General features: G+C 56.3%; 13 protein-coding genes and 2 tRNA genes. 9 read left to right on the top strand and 6 right to left on the bottom strand.

The features are described 5' to 3' along the window. Positions 1–110 precede the first annotated feature (110 nt). Entirely contained in the window at positions 111–1,355 is a 1,245-nt protein-coding gene (locus tag E3E42_RS07135) for an MFS transporter (RefSeq protein WP_167904008.1), read from the top strand. A gap of 6 nt (positions 1,356–1,361) precedes the next feature. On the opposite strand, the gene cdr is transcribed toward E3E42_RS07135, so the two are convergent. From cdr to E3E42_RS07115, 4 genes are all read right to left on the bottom strand, one after another. Further along, positions 1,362–2,687, bottom strand: a complete 1,326-nt coding sequence (cdr, locus tag E3E42_RS07130) for a CoA-disulfide reductase (RefSeq protein WP_167904006.1) — start codon at positions 2,685–2,687, stop codon at positions 1,362–1,364. Between the two features lie 60 nt (positions 2,688–2,747). Then, a complete protein-coding gene (locus tag E3E42_RS07125; protein WP_167904004.1) occupies positions 2,748–3,914 on the bottom strand; it encodes a 60S ribosomal export protein NMD3 in 1,167 nt (388 codons plus the stop codon). A 45-nt stretch (positions 3,915–3,959) separates the two neighbouring features. Further along, on the bottom strand, positions 3,960–4,259 hold the full coding sequence (locus tag E3E42_RS07120; RefSeq protein WP_167904002.1) for a DUF424 domain-containing protein: 300 nt from the start codon (positions 4,257–4,259) through the stop codon (positions 3,960–3,962). Between the two features lie 85 nt (positions 4,260–4,344). Then, a complete protein-coding gene (locus E3E42_RS07115; RefSeq protein ID WP_167903694.1) occupies positions 4,345–8,652 on the bottom strand; it encodes a S8 family serine peptidase in 4,308 nt (1,435 codons plus the stop codon). 283 nt (positions 8,653–8,935) lie between these two features. Between E3E42_RS07115 and E3E42_RS07110 the strand changes: the two genes are divergently transcribed. The 8 genes from E3E42_RS07110 to upp all read left to right on the top strand — a co-directional run bounded on the left by E3E42_RS07110 (position 8,936) and on the right by upp (position 19,333). Continuing rightward, the gene (locus tag E3E42_RS07110; RefSeq protein WP_167903693.1) at positions 8,936–9,601 is read left to right on the top strand and encodes a hypothetical protein; all 666 of its coding nucleotides are present in this window, start codon (positions 8,936–8,938) and stop codon (positions 9,599–9,601) included. Next, positions 9,598–10,602 carry a hypothetical protein gene (locus E3E42_RS07105; RefSeq protein ID WP_167903692.1) on the top strand — a complete coding sequence of 335 codons (1,005 nt, stop codon included), beginning with the start codon at positions 9,598–9,600 and terminating at the stop codon, positions 10,600–10,602. The genes E3E42_RS07110 and E3E42_RS07105 overlap by 4 nt, the downstream gene beginning before the upstream one ends. Then, positions 10,599–11,720 (top strand): hypothetical protein, encoded by a 1,122-nt coding sequence (locus E3E42_RS07100; RefSeq protein ID WP_167903691.1) that lies wholly within the window; start codon positions 10,599–10,601, stop codon positions 11,718–11,720. The genes E3E42_RS07105 and E3E42_RS07100 overlap by 4 nt, the downstream gene beginning before the upstream one ends. Beyond that, positions 11,702–13,111 carry a glycosyltransferase family 39 protein gene (locus tag E3E42_RS07095; protein ID WP_167903690.1) on the top strand — a complete coding sequence of 470 codons (1,410 nt, stop codon included), beginning with the start codon at positions 11,702–11,704 and terminating at the stop codon, positions 13,109–13,111. The genes E3E42_RS07100 and E3E42_RS07095 overlap by 19 nt, the downstream gene beginning before the upstream one ends. A 134-nt stretch (positions 13,112–13,245) precedes the next feature. Beyond that, positions 13,246–15,597 (top strand): phosphoenolpyruvate synthase, encoded by a 2,352-nt coding sequence (ppsA, locus tag E3E42_RS07090; protein WP_167903689.1) that lies wholly within the window; start codon positions 13,246–13,248, stop codon positions 15,595–15,597. 134 nt (positions 15,598–15,731) lie between these two features. Next, positions 15,732–17,123 (top strand): MATE family efflux transporter, encoded by a 1,392-nt coding sequence (locus E3E42_RS07085; protein ID WP_167903688.1) that lies wholly within the window; start codon positions 15,732–15,734, stop codon positions 17,121–17,123. Between the two features lie 38 nt (positions 17,124–17,161). Further along, positions 17,162–18,595: an MATE family efflux transporter gene (locus E3E42_RS07080; RefSeq protein ID WP_167904000.1), complete on the top strand. Its 1,434-nt coding sequence runs from the start codon at positions 17,162–17,164 to the stop codon at positions 18,593–18,595. Between the two features lie 69 nt (positions 18,596–18,664). Continuing rightward, the gene (gene upp, locus E3E42_RS07075; RefSeq protein WP_167903687.1) at positions 18,665–19,333 is read left to right on the top strand and encodes a uracil phosphoribosyltransferase; all 669 of its coding nucleotides are present in this window, start codon (positions 18,665–18,667) and stop codon (positions 19,331–19,333) included. 118 nt (positions 19,334–19,451) lie between these two features. Here the strand turns inward: upp and E3E42_RS07070 are convergent. Together E3E42_RS07070 and E3E42_RS07065 are read right to left on the bottom strand one after the other, a co-directional pair. Continuing rightward, positions 19,452–19,529: transfer RNA gene (locus E3E42_RS07070), tRNA-Lys, on the bottom strand. A gap of 539 nt (positions 19,530–20,068) precedes the next feature. Then, positions 20,069–20,146 (bottom strand) — tRNA-Asp (locus E3E42_RS07065). Between the last annotated feature and the right edge of the window lie 85 nt (positions 20,147–20,231).

The raw sequence follows: 20,231 nt of genomic DNA, 5'->3' as shown, positions 1-20,231 counted from the left end.
CTTCTTTATTCCGGGCCCACCGAATGAACCATTCTGAACATTACAGTATCCTCCGCGTCACGAATCTTTTTAAACCAAACCGGCCTCCCGGAGGCCTCAAGGTGGGAAAAATGAGTCAGAGAGTTGCCATCGCGGTGAGGAACGCATCGGTAGCAAACCGCTACCGCTACATCCCCAAGATGCCCAGGTGGTTCTACTCCTTCGTGCCGTTCAAGGTGGCCACCGGCGGAAGCTCCGCCCTGGTGAGCCTCTACCTCCTGGAGCTCGGGGGGAACGCCTCAACCGTTGGATTGACCTTCGCCCTTGCAAGCCTGGCCTCGATGCTCGGCGCGCTGTTCTGGGGCAGGGTGAGCGACGGGACACTGCGGAGGAAACCGTTCATACTCCTCGGCTTTGCCAGCGTTCCGCTCTTCCTCACGGCGATGGCCTTTGTGAAGACCCCGGCTCAGCTCATCGCGGTAAACACGGTATACGCATTTTTCCTCGCCTCCACCCTATCGGTCCCCATAGCCCTCGTGCTGAGGAGCGTCAGGAAGCACAGTTGGGACCACGCCATCGGCAAGTTCAACGAGATAAGCGGCTGGGGGTGGGTCCTTGGGCTGGTTCTCGGTTTCGGCCTGTCGAGGTTCCTGACCATGCCCCAGCTGTTCCTCGCCTTCGCCATCCTGGGCCTGCCCTCTGTCTTCATGGGGGAGCGGATGATACGGGAGGCTCCGATATACATCAACAGACGGGCTATCAAAGCGTTCGGCAACTACGTCGTCGAAAAGGCCCGCTACTTCCCCAGCTTCATACTCCACACCAACTTCAGCCTTCCAGAGGGCCTGGGGAGGTTCTACGTAGCCTTCCTGCTCTTCTGGATAGCGGCGGGCCTCTACTTCCCCCAGATGCCGGTGCTCCTCACGAGTGAGGGCTACACGAGGGAGGTTGTGTACCTGGCACTCATAGCCAACTCCGCGGTCTCGGCGATGAACTACACCCGCGTTGGGGCCGCAATGAGAGGCGGAAAGGAAGGAATCCTGAAAAAGGGACTGCTCCTCCGCGCCGGGGCCTTCGCTGCGATGGTGCTCGGAATGCTGGTCTCCCCAGCGCTGCTTCCGCTGGCTTTCGCCTCTTACATCCTGGCGGGCTACTCCTGGGCCTTCATCGGAATCTCCTCGACCGCCATAGTGAGCGAGAGGGCGGGAGAAAAGGAGAAGGGCAGTGCAATGGGGACTTACAACGTCGTCAGCTCGGCGGGATACATCACGGGCAGCGCCATAAGCGGGGCACTCATATCATCGACGGGATTTGGTGCGGCGTTTGGTCTCGCGCTTGCCCTGATTGGGGGGAGTATCGCCCTGCTGAAAAAGTGAGAGGAGTCAGAACTTGAGAACCCTGGCAAGAACTATGAGCGGGTCCCAGACCGGGGCGAAGGGCGGTGCGTAGGCTAGATCCGTGAAGAAGGCATCCTTCGTGGTGAAACCCGCGGTGAGCATCGTTGCAGCCGTGTCGACCCTGGGCAGTATCTCGGCGCCGACGACCTGAACGCCGAGGAGTTTATTGGTCTCGTTGTCAACGACCCCCTTGAGCCATATCGGCTTCGAACCGGGGTAATAATGCGGCTTTGTGCCGGCTTTTATGAAGGCAGTCCTGACGTCGTAGCCCTCCCTGATAGCCTCCGCTTCGGTTAGACCGGTTTTTCCTATTTCCAGGTCGAGGAACTTGGTTATGCTCGTTCCAAGAACGCCCGGGAAGATCACGTCCCTTCCGGCGATATTGCTTCCGGCAACGTATCCCATCTTGTTTCCGGGCGGGGCAAGCGGTATCCAGACGCGCCTGCCGGTTATCAGGTGCCTCGTCTCAGCGACGTCACCGGCGGCGTAGACGTTCTCGACGCTAGTTTCCATCCTCTCGTTGGTCCAGATGGCCCCGGTCTCTCCAATCCTGACCCCCAGCTCCCTAGCGAGCTCGGTGTTGGGCTTTATGCCCGTCGCCACGATCACCATATCCGCAGGGTACTCACCGGCGTCCGTGATAACCCTCTCGACTTTTCCATCGCCCTCAAAGCGCATCGTTAGTTCCTGAAGGCGGAGGTTGAGGGCGCCCTTGAGCTTCTCCTCAACGATGTCGGTGATCTCCTTGTCAAATGTCTTCCTGAGGATACGCTCGCTTCTGCCGATGAGGGTGACGTTCTTACCCTGGGCGACGAAGGCCTCGGCCATCTCAAGGGCTATGTAACCTGTTCCAATGACAACAACGTTCCTGACATCGTGCTTTTCCATGTACTCGGTTATGGCAACGGCATCGGGCGGAAGGTCCGCTGTAAAGACGCCTTCAAGCTCACAGCCCTCTATGGCCGGAACCTGGGGGGAGGCGCCGTTGGCGAAGACGAGATAGTCCCACCCGTAGGTGTGCTCCCCATCGGGTTCCCTGACCCTGACCGCCCCCTGGTCAACCTCAACAACCTCCGCCCTCATGTGGAGGTCTATACCCCTCTTCTTGATGAAGACCTCCGGCGGGTAGTGCATGAGCTTCTCCTTCGGCGAGATGCCCTCGACAACGTAGGGCACGCCGCAGGGGGCGTGGCTGACCCACTCCGTTGCCTCGAAAACCTTGACGTCCCACTCGGGTTTGAGCCTCTTAACGCGAGAGGCAGCACTCATTCCGGCCGCACCACCGCCTATGATAACCACCGTCTTCCCCATGAGCATCACCAGAAGAGGTTCAAAACCTAAGGTTAAAAAGATTGGCGGGACAGAACCGGGTCATTCCTTTCTGCCGAGGAAGTACTTCCTGCCCCCGACCTCCACCATGCGATAGACTTCACCCTCCCTGAGCTCCATGCGCGGCTTCTCCAGTTCATAGGTTTCATACGTCTCCATGTCCATTAGCTGGACCTCGGTCGGAGTTATACTGGTTACCATGGCTTCCTTTCTTTCGCCCTCCACCGCTTCTATGCCCTCTCGCTTCACGGTCTTCCAGTCGCGGCGCTCCGTCTCACGGGTGACCAAGTTGGTGAGTGTCATACCCTTCCCGTCCACGTTCTCCACGGTGTAAACGTTACCGCGTCTGTCCGTCACCAGATCGCCCCTCTGGAACTTTGGAATCCGGATGCTCACGCTCGCGCGGTGAACCTCTCTGCTGGTCTGTCTGTCAACGCCGACCAGCTCGTAGGCCTCACTTATCGTCCCCCCAAAACGCTCCTTTATCGCCTGAGCGAGTTTCCTGGCACTTGAAGTCGAGCCCATGTAGAAGTCCATGCCCTCCTCCTTCTCTATGGTGTCCTGGATGAAGCCCATCCTGTCCCTGCGCATTATCTCGTCCACCTTCTCCTCGACGAGCTTTCCTATGGCCTTCCGTTCCTCCTCAGTCAGCGGCCTGCCCTCGGCACGGACCTGGAGTATGGCCTCGAAGTAGCCGCCGAGGAACTTGGAACAGCGCGGACAGACGGTCTGGCGGACATAGACCGTGACGTATCTGGTCTCGTCGTGGAGCTCGCGCTGGAGCTCGTGAATCCTGGCCTTTACACGGACCCCGTAGGTCACTATCGCCGGAAAGTGTTCAAGGTGAAAGTCAGCGGGTTCAAAGGCCACCGCGGCCCGTCCAACAGGAAGCTCGTCAATTTCGTCAAGCTCCTCCGGGGAGACCACCTCGTACTCCACGATTTTCTCGCTGAAAGAATCCTCGAGGGCCTCCAGGAGGGCGTTTTCGGCCACCTCGAATATAAGCTCCTCAAGGTCATAGCTCGCCGGATCAACCCAGACGCCCCTCTTCCTGTAACTCCCGCAGTTCTGGCAGAGTTCCGTGTTGATTTCCCTCTCAATCAGCAAAACCGGGTTCTCCTTTCTGAAGCAGACCTGACAGAGTCCGTCTATCAGCGGGCCCCCCTCGCTCTCGCTTATCCCGCACCGGTAGCAGAACCTCTCGCTCATCTCTCTCACCGGTGGTTGGTGCGGGGAGAGGTTTAAAAAGGTAGCTCAGAGGAAGAGCCGGGCCATCTGTGCGTGTGGAACACCCTGAATTCTGAGGACCCTGTCTTCATCAACGTAGCCAAGCTCTATTGCCTTGGAGACACAACGTTCGCCGGTAAGATTGGCTATCGTGGCTTCGTGAAGCAGGGCCCCAAGGGCGTCTTCCTCGACCAGTTCTCCCCTATAAAACCGCTCCTTAACTTCAAGCTTGAGGTCGCCCTCCCTGAAGGTCTTTCCGAGGAGCTCCTCATCGCAGGCCGCGAGGAGAACCTCCCCCTGAACCCGGTATATTTTAACGTATATCATGAGCGCCACCGGAGTGAGAAACGCGGACAGGTTTAAAAGAGTTGGGCAGCTGATAAAAATCGAGAAAGGAAGAAGGTTGAGGGCATCAGCCCTCGGAGTTTTCAATCTCCTCAACGGCCTTCTGGAGTATCTTCACTGCCTTCATCTCGTGGAGATATGCCTGTCTCAGCGGCAGGAGCAGCTTGATGTCCCCGAGGTTGATCAGCAGATTGCCGCCTGCAATTTCCTCTGCAGTCTTGTAGTACTCTGCGGCGGTTTCATTGTAGCTGAGGGCCTCCTGGAGGGTCTCGTTATCGACACCGAGCTCGAGGGCCTTCTGGTAGAGCTCATTGAACTGCTGGAGGTACATGTGGTAGTAGCGGTAGCCGAGGAAGTTGAGGGTCGGGATGGAGATCTTAGGAGGCATACTGTACTTTACTGATACAGTGACGGGGGATGCAAATCTAACCTTCACGAAGAGGTAAGTCGCCTTCTCGCCGTCCTCAGTCCACCAGTCGACAAGGTGTCCCTCTGGTTCAACGTTTATCTGTGTAACCTCAGCACCCTTAGGCAGGACTACCATTACCGTTGAAGTAGTATTTGTGGTTCCGTTGACTGTTAAGGTAACGGTTGTACCCTTTACCTCAGGCTCTTTAATAATCGTGGCGTTTCCTTCCACAATGCTGGAGGAGATATCCTTAGTGGACTTAACTGTCTCTGTGAAAGGCTCAGCGGCCTTAACTTTGATGGTCGTTACGATGTCCATGTACATTTCATTGATAGCCTGGACATCGAATGTTTCCTCAGTTGACGTCGGCACAAAGTACATTACTACGTAACCGTTGTCAGTATAGTATGGCCTCCCGTTAATGACAACCTTTGTCGGGGAGTGGATAGCTTTCCCAGTTACCGGGTCAATGAGCTTAATCTGGAGTACTGACATCTTACCAAGTGTGGCGTTGTCACTGACTATCATCGTCATACTCGGCTGTCCCACCTGCATCACGAGGGGCACATACGTAAGGACGTTATTGGTCTCGATGTTAGTTAGTCCGATCACACCGAGGTATGTTCCATTGTCATGGAGCGACACTTCGGCGTTGACATTCATCGAAGCACCCTGCGCAAATTCGAAAGGTGTCGAGTCTACCGAAACGTCGCCCGTATCATTGAGCATCTGGTAGTAGAAGGTGTAGTGTATCGGATCGTAGCCGGCGGTGTCCCAGCCATAGACCTTGACGAGGTAGTAACCGGGCTCTGGCATGAACTGCTCGAAGACCTCGTCACTGGTCGGCCCTATCTGGTCGGTATACTCGACGTAGTTGGTGAAGTTGATGAGGTCCTCTAGGGTTGGGAAGTAGTAAACGTACAGGTCGAGGTCAGCGGTGGGGTCTTCCGGCTGGGTAATTCCAAACCTGATGAAGTATGTGGTTGGATCGACGTACAATGCTCCCACGAGATCCCATTCGTCCTGGCTGACATTTCTGATCTGTCCTGGGGCAAGATCAAGTCTGCCCATACCATATCCAGTGACACTTGCGTTGAAGGTTGTATATCCGTTGGTGAACGTCGCCTGAACCGTAGTGTTTATTGGCCCCTTAACATCCCTGTAGACTATCTCCGGGGTGACAGATACAGAAGACAAGCTGACCTCAATCTCGTACTGAGAGGTGTCGTAGCCGCTCCAGTACTTGGCGAATATGCTAGAGTAGGCCGTTATCTCCCAGGTCCCCTCAACAGGGTCAGGAACAACCCATGTGTACTCGTAGACGTTTCCCGCGGGGTTGGCCCCGACGTAGTAGTAGCCCGGAACGTATGAAGCAACGACCTCACCAAGCGGCCTGGCGATGAGGAGGGTCGTCCTGCCCATTGGTGTACCGTTTGCGTCGGCAGGAACGCGGAGGGTGACGCGGAGCTCCCTAGTGCCACGCGGGATCTTGACAAAGTAGTGCTTGGCTTCACCAGGCTTCTCGGTGTCGGAGAGCTTGGCATGGCTTTCACCGTTCGGGTTCACCGGAATGTCGACGGTGACAGCCACGTAACCGTCTATGTAGCTGGTGTCGGGGTCGTCGATGTAGACGAGTCCAACGTAGGTTCCGCTCTTCTGGAGCTTGGAGTAGTCAATGTTGATGGAGAACCGTCCAAAGGTAACGTTGCCCGCAACAACCTCTGTGGTATTGGGTATTATCCAGTCAACGTTGGTGCTTATCTTGTACACCTTCTCCGAGGCGGTGTAGTTGAGGCCATAGTCCTGAACGTAGTCCATCGGGTAGAAGTATATCGGGACGCTTCCCGGGTACTCGTTCCTTATGTAGACTCCCCGATAGAGGTACGGGAAGCCGAACACGTTCTGGAAGTAGCCGTTGGAGTCAACGTAAGCTAGTGATATCGGGATTGTCGGGACACCGATCGGGTTCTTAAAGCCGGTGTAGGTGGTTCCGGCGAAAATGTAGGTGGTCGGCTCCTGGCTGAGATTCTCAAGCTCCTCGATGGCCTTGTCCACCTGTATGAGGCCGAAGCCCTGGTCGATGAGGGTCCCGTTAACGGGCTTGGCGCTGAGCTCAAGAACGCGCTTCAGCATGATCGGGTTGTAGGTGATGTTGTGCTGCTTGGCGTAACTGACCATCAGGGCAACGGCACCGCTGACGTGCGGGGTGGCCATCGAGGTACCGCTCCATATCCCATAGTACCTGTACGGGTTGCCGTAGAGGGCGGTGTACCACATCGGGAGGCTGGAGAATATGTCGGTACCTGGAGCCATGACGTCGGGGTCGAGCATACCGTCATCCCTCGGACCCCTACTGGAACTCATAGCCGGACCGGAGATTATGCCCATATCAACCCCGTACCAGAAGGATTCCCTCTCGTTGTCCACGTAGTTGCCGACGGTTATGGCAAGGTCGCTGTCACCCGGAGAGTGGACGGTGTTGGTGGTCGGGCCCTCGTTTCCTGCGGCTATGGCGAAGGTGACACCGTACTTGTTGGTGAGTAAGTTAACGTAGAAGTTCTCCGGGCTCTCTATACCGTCGTTTATCTCGCCTCCGCCGCCGAGGGACATGCTTATGACGTCCGCACCATTACTGGCAGCGTATATCATTCCGCTTATTATCCAGCTAGTGGCACCGAATCCGAACTCACCCGGAAGAACCTTGACCTCCATGAGCTGGGCATTGGGGGCAACTCCATACGCGGGGAGTCCAGTGAATGTACCATTGAAGACCGGATCATTGGGCAGGGGAACCCCGGCAACGGTACCGCTGACGTGGGTTCCGTGTCCGTGGGCGTCCCACATAAAGTACGCGAAGTCGCCATAGAAGCCCTGGAAGGCAATGTTCACCTTGGTGGAATTGACCGTGACGTAGTCGTGGGTGAGATCGAACACTCCCATAGGCTGGTCATCGGTGAAGTTGTTGTCAAGGTTGAAGTCGATGTACGCGACGAAGTTTCCGCTCTGGTTCACTATGAGGACCGGATAGACGTCGCTGAGGTTTCCAAATATGTAGGGGGAAACTCCATAATAATCCGGAGGAGCGTTTCCAGATAGATTGTTAAAGTCGAAGTACCTCTCCGGGAGAAGGCCTATGTAGTAGTCGTCACCGGTGATGTTTCCAACGTAGTATGTCCCCATGGTGTAGTTTGTGTAATATGCATCATGGCCGTAGTAAGGGGCGTAGGCTCCCCAGAACAGGGTGACATTCTTATCGACGGCTATGTAACCTCCAGAGGTGGTGTTGGTGGAGTAGTAGATCTCAACAAGTCCCTCGTCACTTGCGTCGTATATGTCGATTATCTTCGGCCTTCCGTCAAGGGTGACCTGGAGGAAGGGGTGGCCAACGTCAATTCCGGTGTCAAGAACGGCCACGGTGACGTTGTCACCGAGAACACCGTGGTTGATCCAGGTGTCATAGGCGTGGATCTTGAAGACGCTCATGAACATGTCAGGGAGCTTGGGATCCTGAATTGTGGGCCTGACATCGCCCATTCCAACCTCCGGAGCAACGGGCTCCTGGAGCTTCACCATCTCGTCCTTCCAGACGTGCAGAATTCCGGGTATCTCGGCGAGCTTTTCAACGTTCGAAGCCGGCATTTCAACAACTATGAACTGGAACTCAGGTTTGCTAATGGGGTCGATGCGTCCGAGTTTCTTGAGGGTGTTGTAAACCTCAATTTCATGGTCCCTGTCTGGCGCCACTATAAGGCGCACCGTCTTCCCGCTACCCTCCAGAACCTTTTGAATTTCCTTCTGAAGTACCTCCCCGGGTATGAAATTGCTGGGGGCCTCTGCCGTGACCTGCTGGGGACTCTCGCCCTGCTGCACCGGTGTCGCCGCCACTGCCGGCACTGATAACGCCGCTGGAATTGCAGAGAGTAGCATCACTACAACAATCAAAAGACTCAAGGCCTTCCGATTCATCCTGACACCTCCATGTTGTAATGGTCATCCATACTGTAAAGGTCGCATAGATATAAAGATTTCGTTCTTTGGAGTGATCTAACAGGCTTAGTCACACATGTAATACCCGTGGTGGCTAGTTATGGACATCGAAGACCGTATCGTATCGCGCCAATCGCCATGAAATAACACTATACCATGTGATTTGGAGAATACCGCACCAATGAGGGATGTGAAATTCACCAAAACATATAAAACCGGGCAGAGCAGCACATGAATCTAGCGGATAGCGTGGTGAGAACGTATGGACAGAGAGAAGGTTTTGGCCGCTGTTGTGACTGTGGCGATTCTCGGATTGGCCCTCAACCACTACACACAGCACTATCAGGGCGGCGAAATATACGAAGCCGCCAACCATGCCTTTGGACTCCTGACCAGAGGATTCAACGTAACGATAATCGTGGAGACCGTTGAGGGAGAGACCGTTACCGGAACACTTCTGAGCGTTCAGGGATCTACGATAAACATAATATCCAACGGAAAAGTGCTGAGCGTGGGGGGCCCGAGTGCCACGAAGGAAGACCTCAGGGCCAGACTCATAAAGGTGGACTACCGCGGAAAGGTCTACGTCTACGAGCTTCCCCCGAGGCTGGGGAAGCTGAACGGCATAATCGATAACATAACCGTTGACGCCTACTCCGAGAGGTTCAGTGGCATAATCTACATAGAGGGAGAGATAAGCCCAATACAGCTCGGGATGCTCAAGTACCGGGCCGACTACCTCTCATACGGCTCCGTCACGATAAACCAGGTGAGCGGCAACGGAGCGGTTATAAGTACCAACATGGTGCCGATAGAGTTTCTCAAGGAGTCCCTTGGCGACTACAGGGTGTACCTCTACGGGACACTCAGCGTGAACTCGGAGGAAAGAAACCTGCCCCTGAAGCTCCTTGAGGTGAGGACTGGATGAAAGGACTGCCCCTCCTCATCCCCCTGCTGTTCATCGGATTCATATCCCTCGGCCTGGCAGAGCCGAAAACGATGGCAATGGGCGTGGCGTTTGCAGTTTCAATAATTCTCGGGATGTACAAGGGAGCAGAGATAGGATGGGACGACCGGGGACTGGATATCGATGAGAGGTACATAGTATGGGCGTTCTGGATCTCGATAGCAATAATAGGGCTGCAGATTCTGATGCTTCGGAGCGTTCCACTACTCCACCCCTCTGTGAGGACCAGCCTCAACCCCAGACTCACTGCATTGACTTATTTCCTCGGCGTGCCCTCCAGCGTATACCTGTTCCTGAGGGGAAGGAGATACGCCCTAGTGTATCCAGTTGCGGTTGCGCTTTACGCCTACAGAACCCCAGTCCTCGTCAGCGTTATAGCCCTAGGCGCCGCGTACTACGAGAAGATGAAGGAAACAGGTAGGGTCAGGTTCCAGCACATCATCGCCGCAGTTGCAGCACTCGCCATTCTTGGAATCGGGATAACATTCCTCAGGGGCGAAACACTGGGAAGCCTGTGGATCCGGATTCAGAGTTCGACTTCAGTCCTGGATATAATAGTGTGGAGGGCAGGGTGGAACGGCCTCTACCACGGCTACCTCCAGTGGTCTGGAATAAAATCGTACCTGGCAGGGGGATATTCGCCCAGAGGACTTGTGGCCAAGTTCCTCTACGTGCACACGGGCGTCACCATAACCCCCACCCTCCTAGGAGGCATGTATCTGGACTTTGGAGTGTTTGCCGTTATCGAGGGGTTTCTGCTCGGCGTTTACTACGGGATGATTGGAAGGGCAGTTCATCCGGTTACGATGACCCTCTACTATTCAACCCTGGCCTACGGTATTGTCGGCGTCGAGACCGGGATACTCGACCTCCCGGTGTACCTGCTCTTCGGCCTCGGGGCATACATAATCATCACAGGGTGGAGGAGCGCCAAGAGGGAACCCGGTGGGATCGGGTCATGAGGCTCAGCACCGTCTTCTGGGCGTCGGCCATTCTTTACCTCATCACGGCCCTGATTTCAAAAACCGTGTACTCAGACCTCCTGCCCGGGCCTGGGGCGGCACCCCTGGCATACGCACTGACGTTTATCGGGGTCATCGTGGTTTCGTATCGCCTGAGCGGAAAGCTGGGAGATGGTTACAAGACCAAGCTTTACCTGGCGGTGATGGTTGTTGTTCTGTCCCTCCTCGGATGGTGGGGCCTCATCCTGGCACTGGCCATAATCGGGGCCACGGAGGTGATTATATACTACGAAGCACGAAGCGTTGAGAATAACCCCGAGAACGCCCGCAGAGAGCTCCGGATCATCCTGACATCCGTCGTGCTCGTGCTCTTCATGATACCCATAGCCGCGGGGGCCGTGCCCCTCCTCAGACCGGAGGCAAGGTACTCCGTTTTCAGGCTGTTCTACCTTGCAGCGGGTTACTTCACGGTCGTGGTGCTGTCCCTGAAGCCGGACTTCAGGATGTTCCTCCTGGGGGAGGCGATAGCGGCGGTCTCGACCTTCCGGACGGTGGGACTGGCAGTGGCATTGGCCTACTTCCTGCGGATGGTGCAGCGGGGAAATCCAAAGGCAGACCTCAGGGGGAGGAATCGCTACATCATAATCGGGGTAGTGCTCCTAACCCTCCTCGCGGTGTTTGTGATAAGGTACCACACCACCGTTCAGACGTATCCCGGATGGAGCCTGGGATTCTTTGAGACCCTTCTCTACAGACCCGGTGTAACGTACACGGTTTACGAAAGGCTCTTTCACCTCGGGATGCCCTGGGGGAAGAGGGGAATACTGTTCTCAACCGATCCCAAGGGCTACGTCGGCTCCCTCTTCGGGCGGGACGTCGGGTACACGTACACGCTTTTCGGCCAGCCCGCCTACGATTTCGGGCTCCTTGGACTGATTGAGGGGGCCTTCCTGGGGATGGCACTCGCGGACGCGGAGAGGAGAAGACCAACCGCGGTCCTGTCGGTGACCCTCATGACCCTGATGGTTCCCATAGGAGTGGACGCGTTCTTCCTCTCAGCCATGGCTTTCCTGGCGTACCTATCTGTGGAGGTGGACGTATGGAAAAGAAGTCACTGATATTCATAGTCCCATTCCTCCTGGCCCTGTGCGTCAGCATGCTGACGATGCCCCAGTCAAACACAATAACATACGACGGCGCGCTCTACATAGACATAGCAAGGAACCTCGCGGAGGACATCACGGACTTCACATACCAGGGAATCTACATGATGTACCGGCCGCCGCTCTATCCCTACACCCTCTCGCTTCCATACCGCTCCATCCATGAGCCGTACTCACAGCTCACCGTTGCCCGGACAGTTTCGATGCTGTTCTTCGCATTAACCGCAGCGCTGACCTACCTGCTCGCGGTGGAAATGTTCGGGGACCCCTTCAAAGGCATCGCCGCGAGTCTGTTCTACATCTTCAACCCCCTGGCGTTCACCATGGCAACCAGGGAGCTCGTGCACAGCGAATTTACATTCTTCTACACCCTGGCGGTCTATCTGTTCTACACAGGCAGAAAGCGGGGCGCCCCATATAGGATATACCTATCCTTCGTATCCGCGGGCCTCGCCATCCTGACCCGCTACACCGGGCTCTCCATACTCGGAGTATTCATAGCGTATCTGTGGCTCACAGACCACTGGGAATGGGTCAAAAAGAGGGAGTACTGGGTTGGCTTCATCCTCCTCGGCTTCACCCTCGCCCCCTGGCTTTACATGGGGCACCTGCACTACGGCGGTCCCTTCAGACCGTTCAGTGTGGCATCGAGGGTGGTGACGCTCGACAGGCCCGTTTCGGTTTCGGACTACCTGCACCTGCTCCGTGAGGACGTTGGCCTTCTGCTCCCGGCACTCGCAGCCCTGGGCTTCATCAGGCTCAAAAAGAATGATGAGGGCTGGCTGCTCATAAGCTGGCTCTTCGTGGGACTCATGGGAATACTGACGGTCACCCACAAGGAGACGCGCTTCATAACATTCCTCTCACCGGCGATTGGGATACTGGCGGCGGAGGGAGTGTGGCTGGCCGGGGACATCATCACGGCAGTCTCCGAGAGGACGGGAGGGAGAATCGGGGCAGGCCGCACGGCCCTTGTCGTTCTCATCCTGGCGCTGATACTAACGGTGCCAATAGCCACCCGGGCGGGGGGATTAAAGGAGACGTGGAACAAATTCGGGAGATACCAGTCGGAGGTCATAGGCTACGCCGTGATAAACTACGATGGGGAAAGAATCCTCGTCTCACCCGACATGTACACGGTGGCGGGCTTCTACTACCCCCACGCCGCCGTGGAGATGCTGCTCGACAGGAAGAGCGTCCGCGACAAAATCTCGCAGGGGTACTACGACACCGTTATACTGAAGGAGCCAACGGACCACCTCAACATCGATGAGAGCGGAAACTATGACCTAGCCCTGGAGTTCTACGACGGAAAGTTCAAGATATACATCAAAAAGAAGGATTAGGGTACCTTAAAGCGCTGATGGACACATTAGCTTTCCTTTTCATTCCTGTACGCTGGAGAACACCTCTGGATAGTTAATTTTAAATATGAACCTTCGATATATCACCCGCAGTAAACGATTGTGGAGGGATTCGCATGAGCGAATACAAGTTTATAAGATGGTTTGAGGACCTCAGGAAGACCGACGTTCCCCTCGTCGGTGGAAAGGGTGCCAACCTCGGAGAAATGACCAACGCGGGAATACCCGTCCCGCCCGGATTCTGTGTTACCGCCGAGGCCTACAAGTACTTCGTCGAGAACGTTAAGCTTGAGGACGGTACCGTTCTCCAGGACTGGATTATGGGCGTCATCGCCGAGACCAACGTCGATGACAGCAAGCAGCTCCAGGAGAACACCGCCAAGATCAGGCAGAAGATAATCGAGCTCCCGATGCTCCCCGAGATCGCTCAGGAGATTGAGGACGCTTACAAGAAGCTCAGCGCCAGGTACAACAAGGACGCCGTTTACGTCGCCGTTAGGAGCTCCGCTACCGCCGAGGACCTTCCGGAGGCTTCCTTCGCCGGCCAGCAGGAGACCTACCTCGACGTCTACGGCGTTGATGACGTTATAGACAAGGTTAAGAAGTGCTGGGCCAGCCTCTGGACAGCCAGGGCCACCTTCTACAGGGCCAAGCAGGGCTTCGACCACAGCAAGGTCTACCTCAGCGCCGTCGTCCAGAAGATGGTCAACAGCGAGACCAGCGGTGTCATGTTCACCGCCAACCCGGTCACCAACGACAGGAGCGAGATAATGATCAACGCCGCCTGGGGCCTCGGTGAGGCCGTCGTCAGCGGCAGCGTTTCCCCGGACGAGTACATCGTCGAGAAGGGCACCTGGAAGATAAAGGAGAAGTACATCGCCAAGAAGGAGGTCATGGTCGTCCGCAACCCGGAGACCGGCAAGGGCACCGTTTACGTCAAGGTCGCCGACCACCTCGGCCCCGAGTGGGTTGAGAAGCAGGTTCTCACAGAGGAGCAGATCATCGAGGTCGCCAAGATCGGTGCCAAGATCGAGGAGCACTACGGCTGGCCGCAGGACATCGAGTGGGCCTACGACAAGGACGACGGCAAGCTTTACATCGTCCAGTCCAGGCCGATCACCACCCTTAAGGATGAGGTTAAGACGGAGGAGGCTGAGATGACCGAGGAGATGAACGTCCTTCTCAAGGGTCTTGGAGCTTCACCCGGTGTTGGTGCCGGTAAGGTTGTCGTCATATTCGAGGCGAGCGAGATCGACAAGGTCAAGGAGGGCGACGTCCTCGTCACCACCATGACCAACCCGGACATGGTTCCGGCCATGAAGAGGGCCAGCGCCATCGTTACCGACGAGGGCGGAAGGACCTGCCACGCCGCCATCGTCAGCCGTGAGCTCGGCATCCCGGCCGTCGTCGGTACCAAGGAGGCCACCAAGCTCCTCAAGGACGGCATGCTTGTCACCGTCGACGGTACCAGGGGTGTCGTCTACGAGGGCATAGTCAAGAGCCTCGTCAAGAAGGAGGAGGAAGAGAAGGCCGGAGGCCAGGTCGTCGTTGCCGGTGCCCCGCTCGTCACCGCCACCGAGGTCAAGGTCAACGTCTCCATGCCGGAGGTCGCTGAGCGCGCTGCAGCCACCGGCGCCGACGGTGTCGGTCTCCTCAGGGCCGAGCACATGATCCTCGGCATCGGTGCTCACCCGATCAAGTTCATCAGGGAGGGCAAGGAGGAGGAGCTCGTCGAGAAGCTCGTCGAGGGCATCAGAACCGTCGTCGAGGCCTTCTACCCGAGGCGCGTCTGGTACAGGACCCTCGACGCCCCGACCAACGAGTTCCGCGAGCTTCCGGGCGGAGAGGAGGAGCCGGACGAGAGGAACCCGATGCTCGGCTGGAGAGGAATCAGGCGCGGCCTCGACCAGCCGGAGCTCCTCAGGGCCGAGTTCAAGGCCATCAAGAGGCTCGTCGACGAGGGCTACGACAACATCGGCGTCATGCTCCCGCTCGTCAGCCACCCCGAGCAGGTCAGGAAGGCCAAGGAGATCGCCCTTGAGGTCGGCCTCGTTCCGCACAAGGACGTCGAGTGGGGCGTCATGATCGAGACCCCGGCCAGCGCCCTCATCATCGAGGACCTCATCAAGGAGGGCCTTGACTTCGTCAGCTTCGGTACCAACGACCTCACCCAGTACACCCTCGCCATCGACAGGGACAACGAGCGCGTCTTCAAGCTCTACGACGAGAAGCACCCGGCCGTTCTCAAGCTCATCGAGAACGTCATCAAGACCTGCAAGAAGTACGGCGTCGAGACCAGCATCTGCGGCCAGGCCGGCAGCGACCCGAGGATGGTCAAGCTCCTCGTCAGGCTCGGCATCGACAGCGTCAGCGCCAACCCGGACGCCGTCGAGCTCGTCAGGAAGACCGTCGCCAGGGAAGAGGCCAGGCTCAGGCTTGAGGCCGCCAGGAAGGCCCTCCGCGAGTGAAGCCTTTTGGCTTCCTCTTTTCTATCTATTCGTTTTTGATAGACATTTTCTGAACTTGATATCGCCGTTCTTCCCTGAGATGGCTCTTTTATCCACCATAAGCCTTTTATACACACGTTTCGATAGCCATCTCAATGAGGCGTGAAGTAGAGGCAATGCGAGAGCAGATCATCAGCGGACCCATAGCCAGAACCCTCATCGTATTAGCCTATCCTCTAATCGTAAACCAGCTCGTTCAGGTTCTCTACAACCTCACTGACACCTACTGGCTCGGAAAGCTCGGGAGGGAGGAGTTAGCTGCTCCGGGAACGGCGTGGCCCCTCGTCTGGTTCTTCATGGCCATAGGGATGGGGTTCGCCACGGCGGGCTTCGCCTTCGTCAGCCAGTACGTCGGGGCCAGAGAGTACGATAAGGCCAACCGCGCGGCGGGAGCACTCTACTCCCTCATGATGCTCTTCGCGATTGGAGTTGGGATATTCGGCGTCGTCTCCGCCCCGTATCTCCTCGAGTTCATGAACGTGAGCGATACCGTCTATCCCTACGCACTCAACTACACCCGCGTCATCTTCGCTGGAATACCCTTCGCCTTCACGCTCTTCGCCTTCAACTTCCTCCTGAGGGCTATAGGCGACACAAAAACACCGGTCAAGATAAACATAGCCACCGTGCTTCTTAATTTGGTCCTGGATCCCTTCCTAATATTCGGCTGGGGGCCGTTTCCGGAGCTTGGAGTCGTCGGTGCTGCCGTAGCCACGATGTTCTCCAACAGCCTCGGCTCGCTCGTTGGCGGATACCTCCTCTTCAAGGGAAAGGTGGGAATACACCTCACGGTCGAGGGCCTCAAGCCGGACTGGGAGTTCTACAAGCGCATCTTCCGCGTAGGCATACCCTCGAGCATAGGCTCGTCCACCACCGCCCTCGGCTTCGTCATCCTCACCAGGATAATCTTCACCCTGGGCGGCCAGTTCGGAGACGCCGACGTGGCCTTCGCGACCTACTCCATAACCAACAGGCTGACGAACTTCATGTTCGCCTTCTCGGACGGAATAAGCATGGCCATGGGTACGATGGTCGGCCAGACCGTTGGGGCGAAGCTCTACGAGAGGGCCAAAACCATAGCTGAGAAGACAATGGCGATAAACTTTGCCATCCTGAGCGTTGGGACGCTCCTCTTCGCCCTCTTCAGGGTTCAGATATTCAGCTTCTTCATCAACGACCCCGCGATAATAGCGGAGAGCGCAAAGGTCGTCAAGTACTTCTCCGCATCGCTGCCCTTCTTCGGCATATTCTCGGCGGTGAACAACGTGTTCCAGAGCTCGGGACACACCAAGAAGAGCATGGTGCTGAGCATGCTCCGCCTCTGGGGGCTGAGGCTTCCCCTCAGCTACGGCCTCGGGCTTCTGGTTAAGGACACCGCCGGAATGTGGCTGGGAATGGGCCTGAGCAACGTTCTGGGGGCTATAGTGGCCCTCGCCTGGTTCCTGACCGGGAGCTGGATGAGCCGCATCATAGAGGAAAAGGGGTAGCTTTATATATCACCGTTTCGATTGCGGTCTGAGTGAAGATGAAGGGTGAGAAAATCCAGAGAATGAGGGACCAGATACTGAACGGTCCGATAGAGAAAACCCTCCTAATCCTCGCGGGACCGCTCATAGTGAACAACCTGGTTCAGGTCGTGTACAACATAACGGACACCTTCTGGCTGGGAAAACTCGGAAGGGAGGCACTCTCAGCACCCGGAACCGTATGGCCGATAATAGGAACGCTGATGGCCCTTGGAATGGGTTTCACAACGGCGGGCTTCGCCTTCGTCGGGCAGTACATCGGGGCGGAGGAGTACGAGAAAGCTAACCGTTCAGCGGGGGCGCTCTATTCACTCATGACGTTCTTCTCGGTCGCGACGGCCGTGACGGCCCTCCTGATTCTCCCTTACGCCCTCCACTTTATGCGCGTGAGCGAGAACGTGTACCCCTACTCCCTGACCTACGCCACGGTGGTTTTCCTGGGCCTCCCCTTCTCATTCGCGTTTATGGCCTTTGGTGCCCTCATGAGGGCCGCGGGCGACACAAAGACGCCCGTCAAGATAACGCTCCTCACCGTGCTGATAAACATAATCCTGGATCCCCTATTCATCTTCGGCTGGCTGGGCTTTCCGGAGCTCGGCGTGGCGGGGGCGGCGCTGGCGACCGTCATAGCCAACGTCGTGGGAGCGGCCATTGGACTCTACCTCCTCTTCACGGACCGCGTTGGGATAAGCCTGAGGGTTGAGAGCCTCAAGCCAGACTTTGAATTTTACGGAAAGCTCTTCCGAGTCGGCCTCCCATCGAGTATAGGCCAGTCCGCAAACAGCTTTGGATTCGTGATACTCACGAGAATCATCTTCGGCTTCGGCGACGTCACCTACGCGGCCTACACCATAACCACCCGCCTCGTGAACTTCCTGACGGGCATATCGAGGGGTATAAGCATGGCGATGGGAACCATGATAGCCCAGAACGTCGGGGCGGAGAACTACGGGAGGGCAAAGAAGATAGCGGAGAGGACGATGGTCATAAACTTCGCCATAGCCAGCCTTGCCATAGCCGTCATCGGACTCTTCCGCGTCGAGATATTCCGGTTTTTCCTCAACGATCCCGCCGTTATTAAGGAGAGCGAGATTGTCCTGAAGTACTTCCTGATCTCCGTGCCATTCTTCAACGGCATCTTCATAGTCGTGAACAGAACCTTCAGCTCCGCAGGCCATACCAAGAAGAGCATGGCCCTCGGGATATTCCGCCTCTGGGGACTGAGGATTCCCCTCAGCTACGCCTTCGGCTACATAGGGGCCATCACAGTCCTGGGAATCACGATACCTCTCGCGGAGCTCTTCGACTTCACGAGCAAGGGTGTGTTCTTCGGCATGGGTATGAGCAACTTCATAGCGGCGATAGTGGCCCTTGCCTGGTTCCTGCGCGGCACCTGGATGATGCGCATCATCGAGGATCAGTCAAAAAACTGATACATTATGGGGTTGAATTGGCAGACGGAAGGCTAATAAACCCCCCGCCGAAGGGGTTTCGGTGAGAGCATGAAGAGGGACGAACGCTGGGAAGGTGTGTACTCCTTTGAGGACAGCCCATTCATCATGGAGATACTGACGGAGCTCAGGGATGAAAGGACAGGTCCGATAGCCTTCAGAAAGGGCCTCGTTAAGCTCGGCCGCTACATGGCATACGAACTGACGAAGACCATGGAAATCGAGAAGATCCCCATAAAGACCCCGCTCGAAGAAACCGAGGGAACGCTGATAAAGGACAGGCGCAACGTCATCATAATCACGGTCCTCCGCGCGGCGATACCCCTCATGGAGGGCCTCATCAAGGTTCTCGACCACTCCAGGGTCGGCATCGTATCCGCCTCCCGCGGCAAGGCCCCCAAGTTTGAGATAGAGATGAAGTACGTTAAGGTGCCCCAGGTAAAGCCGGACGACACGGTTATCCTAGCCGACCCCATGATAGCGACCGGCTCAACCCTCATCAGGGTTCTCGACGAGGTCAAGAAGTACGGGAATGCCAAGCGCTATGTCATAGTTGGCGTTCTGGCAGCACCGGAGGGGATAAGCAGGATAAAGGAAGCCCACCCGGACGTTGAGATATTCGTGGCGGCGATAGACAGGGAGCTGAACGAGAAGGGCTACATACTCCCAGGCCTCGGCGATGCCGGAGACAGGGCCTTTGGTGCGCCGATCAAGATTTGAATCGCTCTTAATCCTTTTCTTAATTTGGATAACAGCACTCTTTTAGGTATGAATCAAATGAACACAGAAGAACCCCGTAAATGAAGTGATGGCAGAAATGTATTTAATGAATTTGTGCTGGCGGGCCGGACGGGATTCGAACCCGCGGCCACGGGGTTAAAAGCCCCGCGCTCTAACCAGGCTGAGCTACCGGCCCACATCCGATGGGATAACTGCAGAGAGGTTTTATAAGCTTTGCCCTACAGCCTTTAAGAAAGGCTGGCGAAAAGAATGCCTTCCTCATCAAGAGGGCAAGAATCAATCGTGCACTCGCAAATTGCATCCCTAAACTCGGGTTTAACTTTCAAAACAAACCCCCTTCAGGCAGTTTCACTTTATTGGCGCCCTTCGGGCGCCTTTTTGGACTGAAACCATCACCAAAGAGCAAGTGAATGAGAAACCCCCACCTAAAAAGAACACTTTTAGAAAAGCACACCATCTTTCCGCCAGCGCTCCTTGGGAAGCGAAGCTTCCCGAGGTGTTGAGGCTTTGCCTCAACATGCGAAGGAAGCTTTTGGAAAAGCTCTAACCAAAAATCTTTGCCTGCGCAAAGTTTCATCAAAGTTTGTGATTCCTCTGTAGGATTCACCAGTCAATAAGGGTTTTCCGTTAAAACAGAAAAATCCACACGATTGGCCAACCGGAAGGAATCACCAACTTTTGATCAAACTTTTGCAGGGCAAAAGTTTGTTAGAATGGCGCCCGGGTCGGGATTTGAACCCGAGTCACGGGAGTGACAGTCCCGTATGATGGGCCTGGCTACACCACCCGGGCATATGGATAGTGGCCGGCGGCGTCCCCGGTTTCCCGCCCCCTCTCGGAGGGCAGTACACCCGGGATCGCTGGCGGGCTTAACTTC

Source organism: Thermococcus sp. JdF3, assembly GCF_012027495.1.
In the GTDB taxonomy this organism is placed as follows: domain Archaea; phylum Methanobacteriota_B; class Thermococci; order Thermococcales; family Thermococcaceae; genus Thermococcus.
The sequence above is the reverse complement of the archived record's forward strand: the minus strand, read 5'-3'. Positions and strand labels throughout refer to the sequence as shown.

Excerpts from the sequence above, each read along its gene's own strand:
- E3E42_RS07135 (WP_167904008.1), top strand. The coding sequence starts at position 111 with ATGAGTCAGAGAGTTGCCATCGCGGTGAGGAACGCATCGGTAGCAAAC.
- cdr (WP_167904006.1), bottom strand. The coding sequence starts at position 2,687 with ATGGGGAAGACGGTGGTTATCATAGGCGGTGGTGCGGCCGGAATGAGT.
- E3E42_RS07125 (WP_167904004.1), bottom strand. The coding sequence starts at position 3,914 with ATGAGCGAGAGGTTCTGCTACCGGTGCGGGATAAGCGAGAGCGAGGGG.
- E3E42_RS07120 (WP_167904002.1), bottom strand. The coding sequence starts at position 4,259 with ATGATATACGTTAAAATATACCGGGTTCAGGGGGAGGTTCTCCTCGCG.
- E3E42_RS07115 (WP_167903694.1), bottom strand. The coding sequence starts at position 8,652 with ATGAATCGGAAGGCCTTGAGTCTTTTGATTGTTGTAGTGATGCTACTC.
- E3E42_RS07110 (WP_167903693.1), top strand. The coding sequence starts at position 8,936 with ATGGACAGAGAGAAGGTTTTGGCCGCTGTTGTGACTGTGGCGATTCTC.
- E3E42_RS07105 (WP_167903692.1), top strand. The coding sequence starts at position 9,598 with ATGAAAGGACTGCCCCTCCTCATCCCCCTGCTGTTCATCGGATTCATA.
- E3E42_RS07100 (WP_167903691.1), top strand. The coding sequence starts at position 10,599 with ATGAGGCTCAGCACCGTCTTCTGGGCGTCGGCCATTCTTTACCTCATC.
- E3E42_RS07095 (WP_167903690.1), top strand. The coding sequence starts at position 11,702 with ATGGAAAAGAAGTCACTGATATTCATAGTCCCATTCCTCCTGGCCCTG.
- ppsA (WP_167903689.1), top strand. The coding sequence starts at position 13,246 with ATGAGCGAATACAAGTTTATAAGATGGTTTGAGGACCTCAGGAAGACC.
- E3E42_RS07085 (WP_167903688.1), top strand. The coding sequence starts at position 15,732 with ATGAGGCGTGAAGTAGAGGCAATGCGAGAGCAGATCATCAGCGGACCC.
- E3E42_RS07080 (WP_167904000.1), top strand. The coding sequence starts at position 17,162 with ATGAAGGGTGAGAAAATCCAGAGAATGAGGGACCAGATACTGAACGGT.
- upp (WP_167903687.1), top strand. The coding sequence starts at position 18,665 with ATGAAGAGGGACGAACGCTGGGAAGGTGTGTACTCCTTTGAGGACAGC.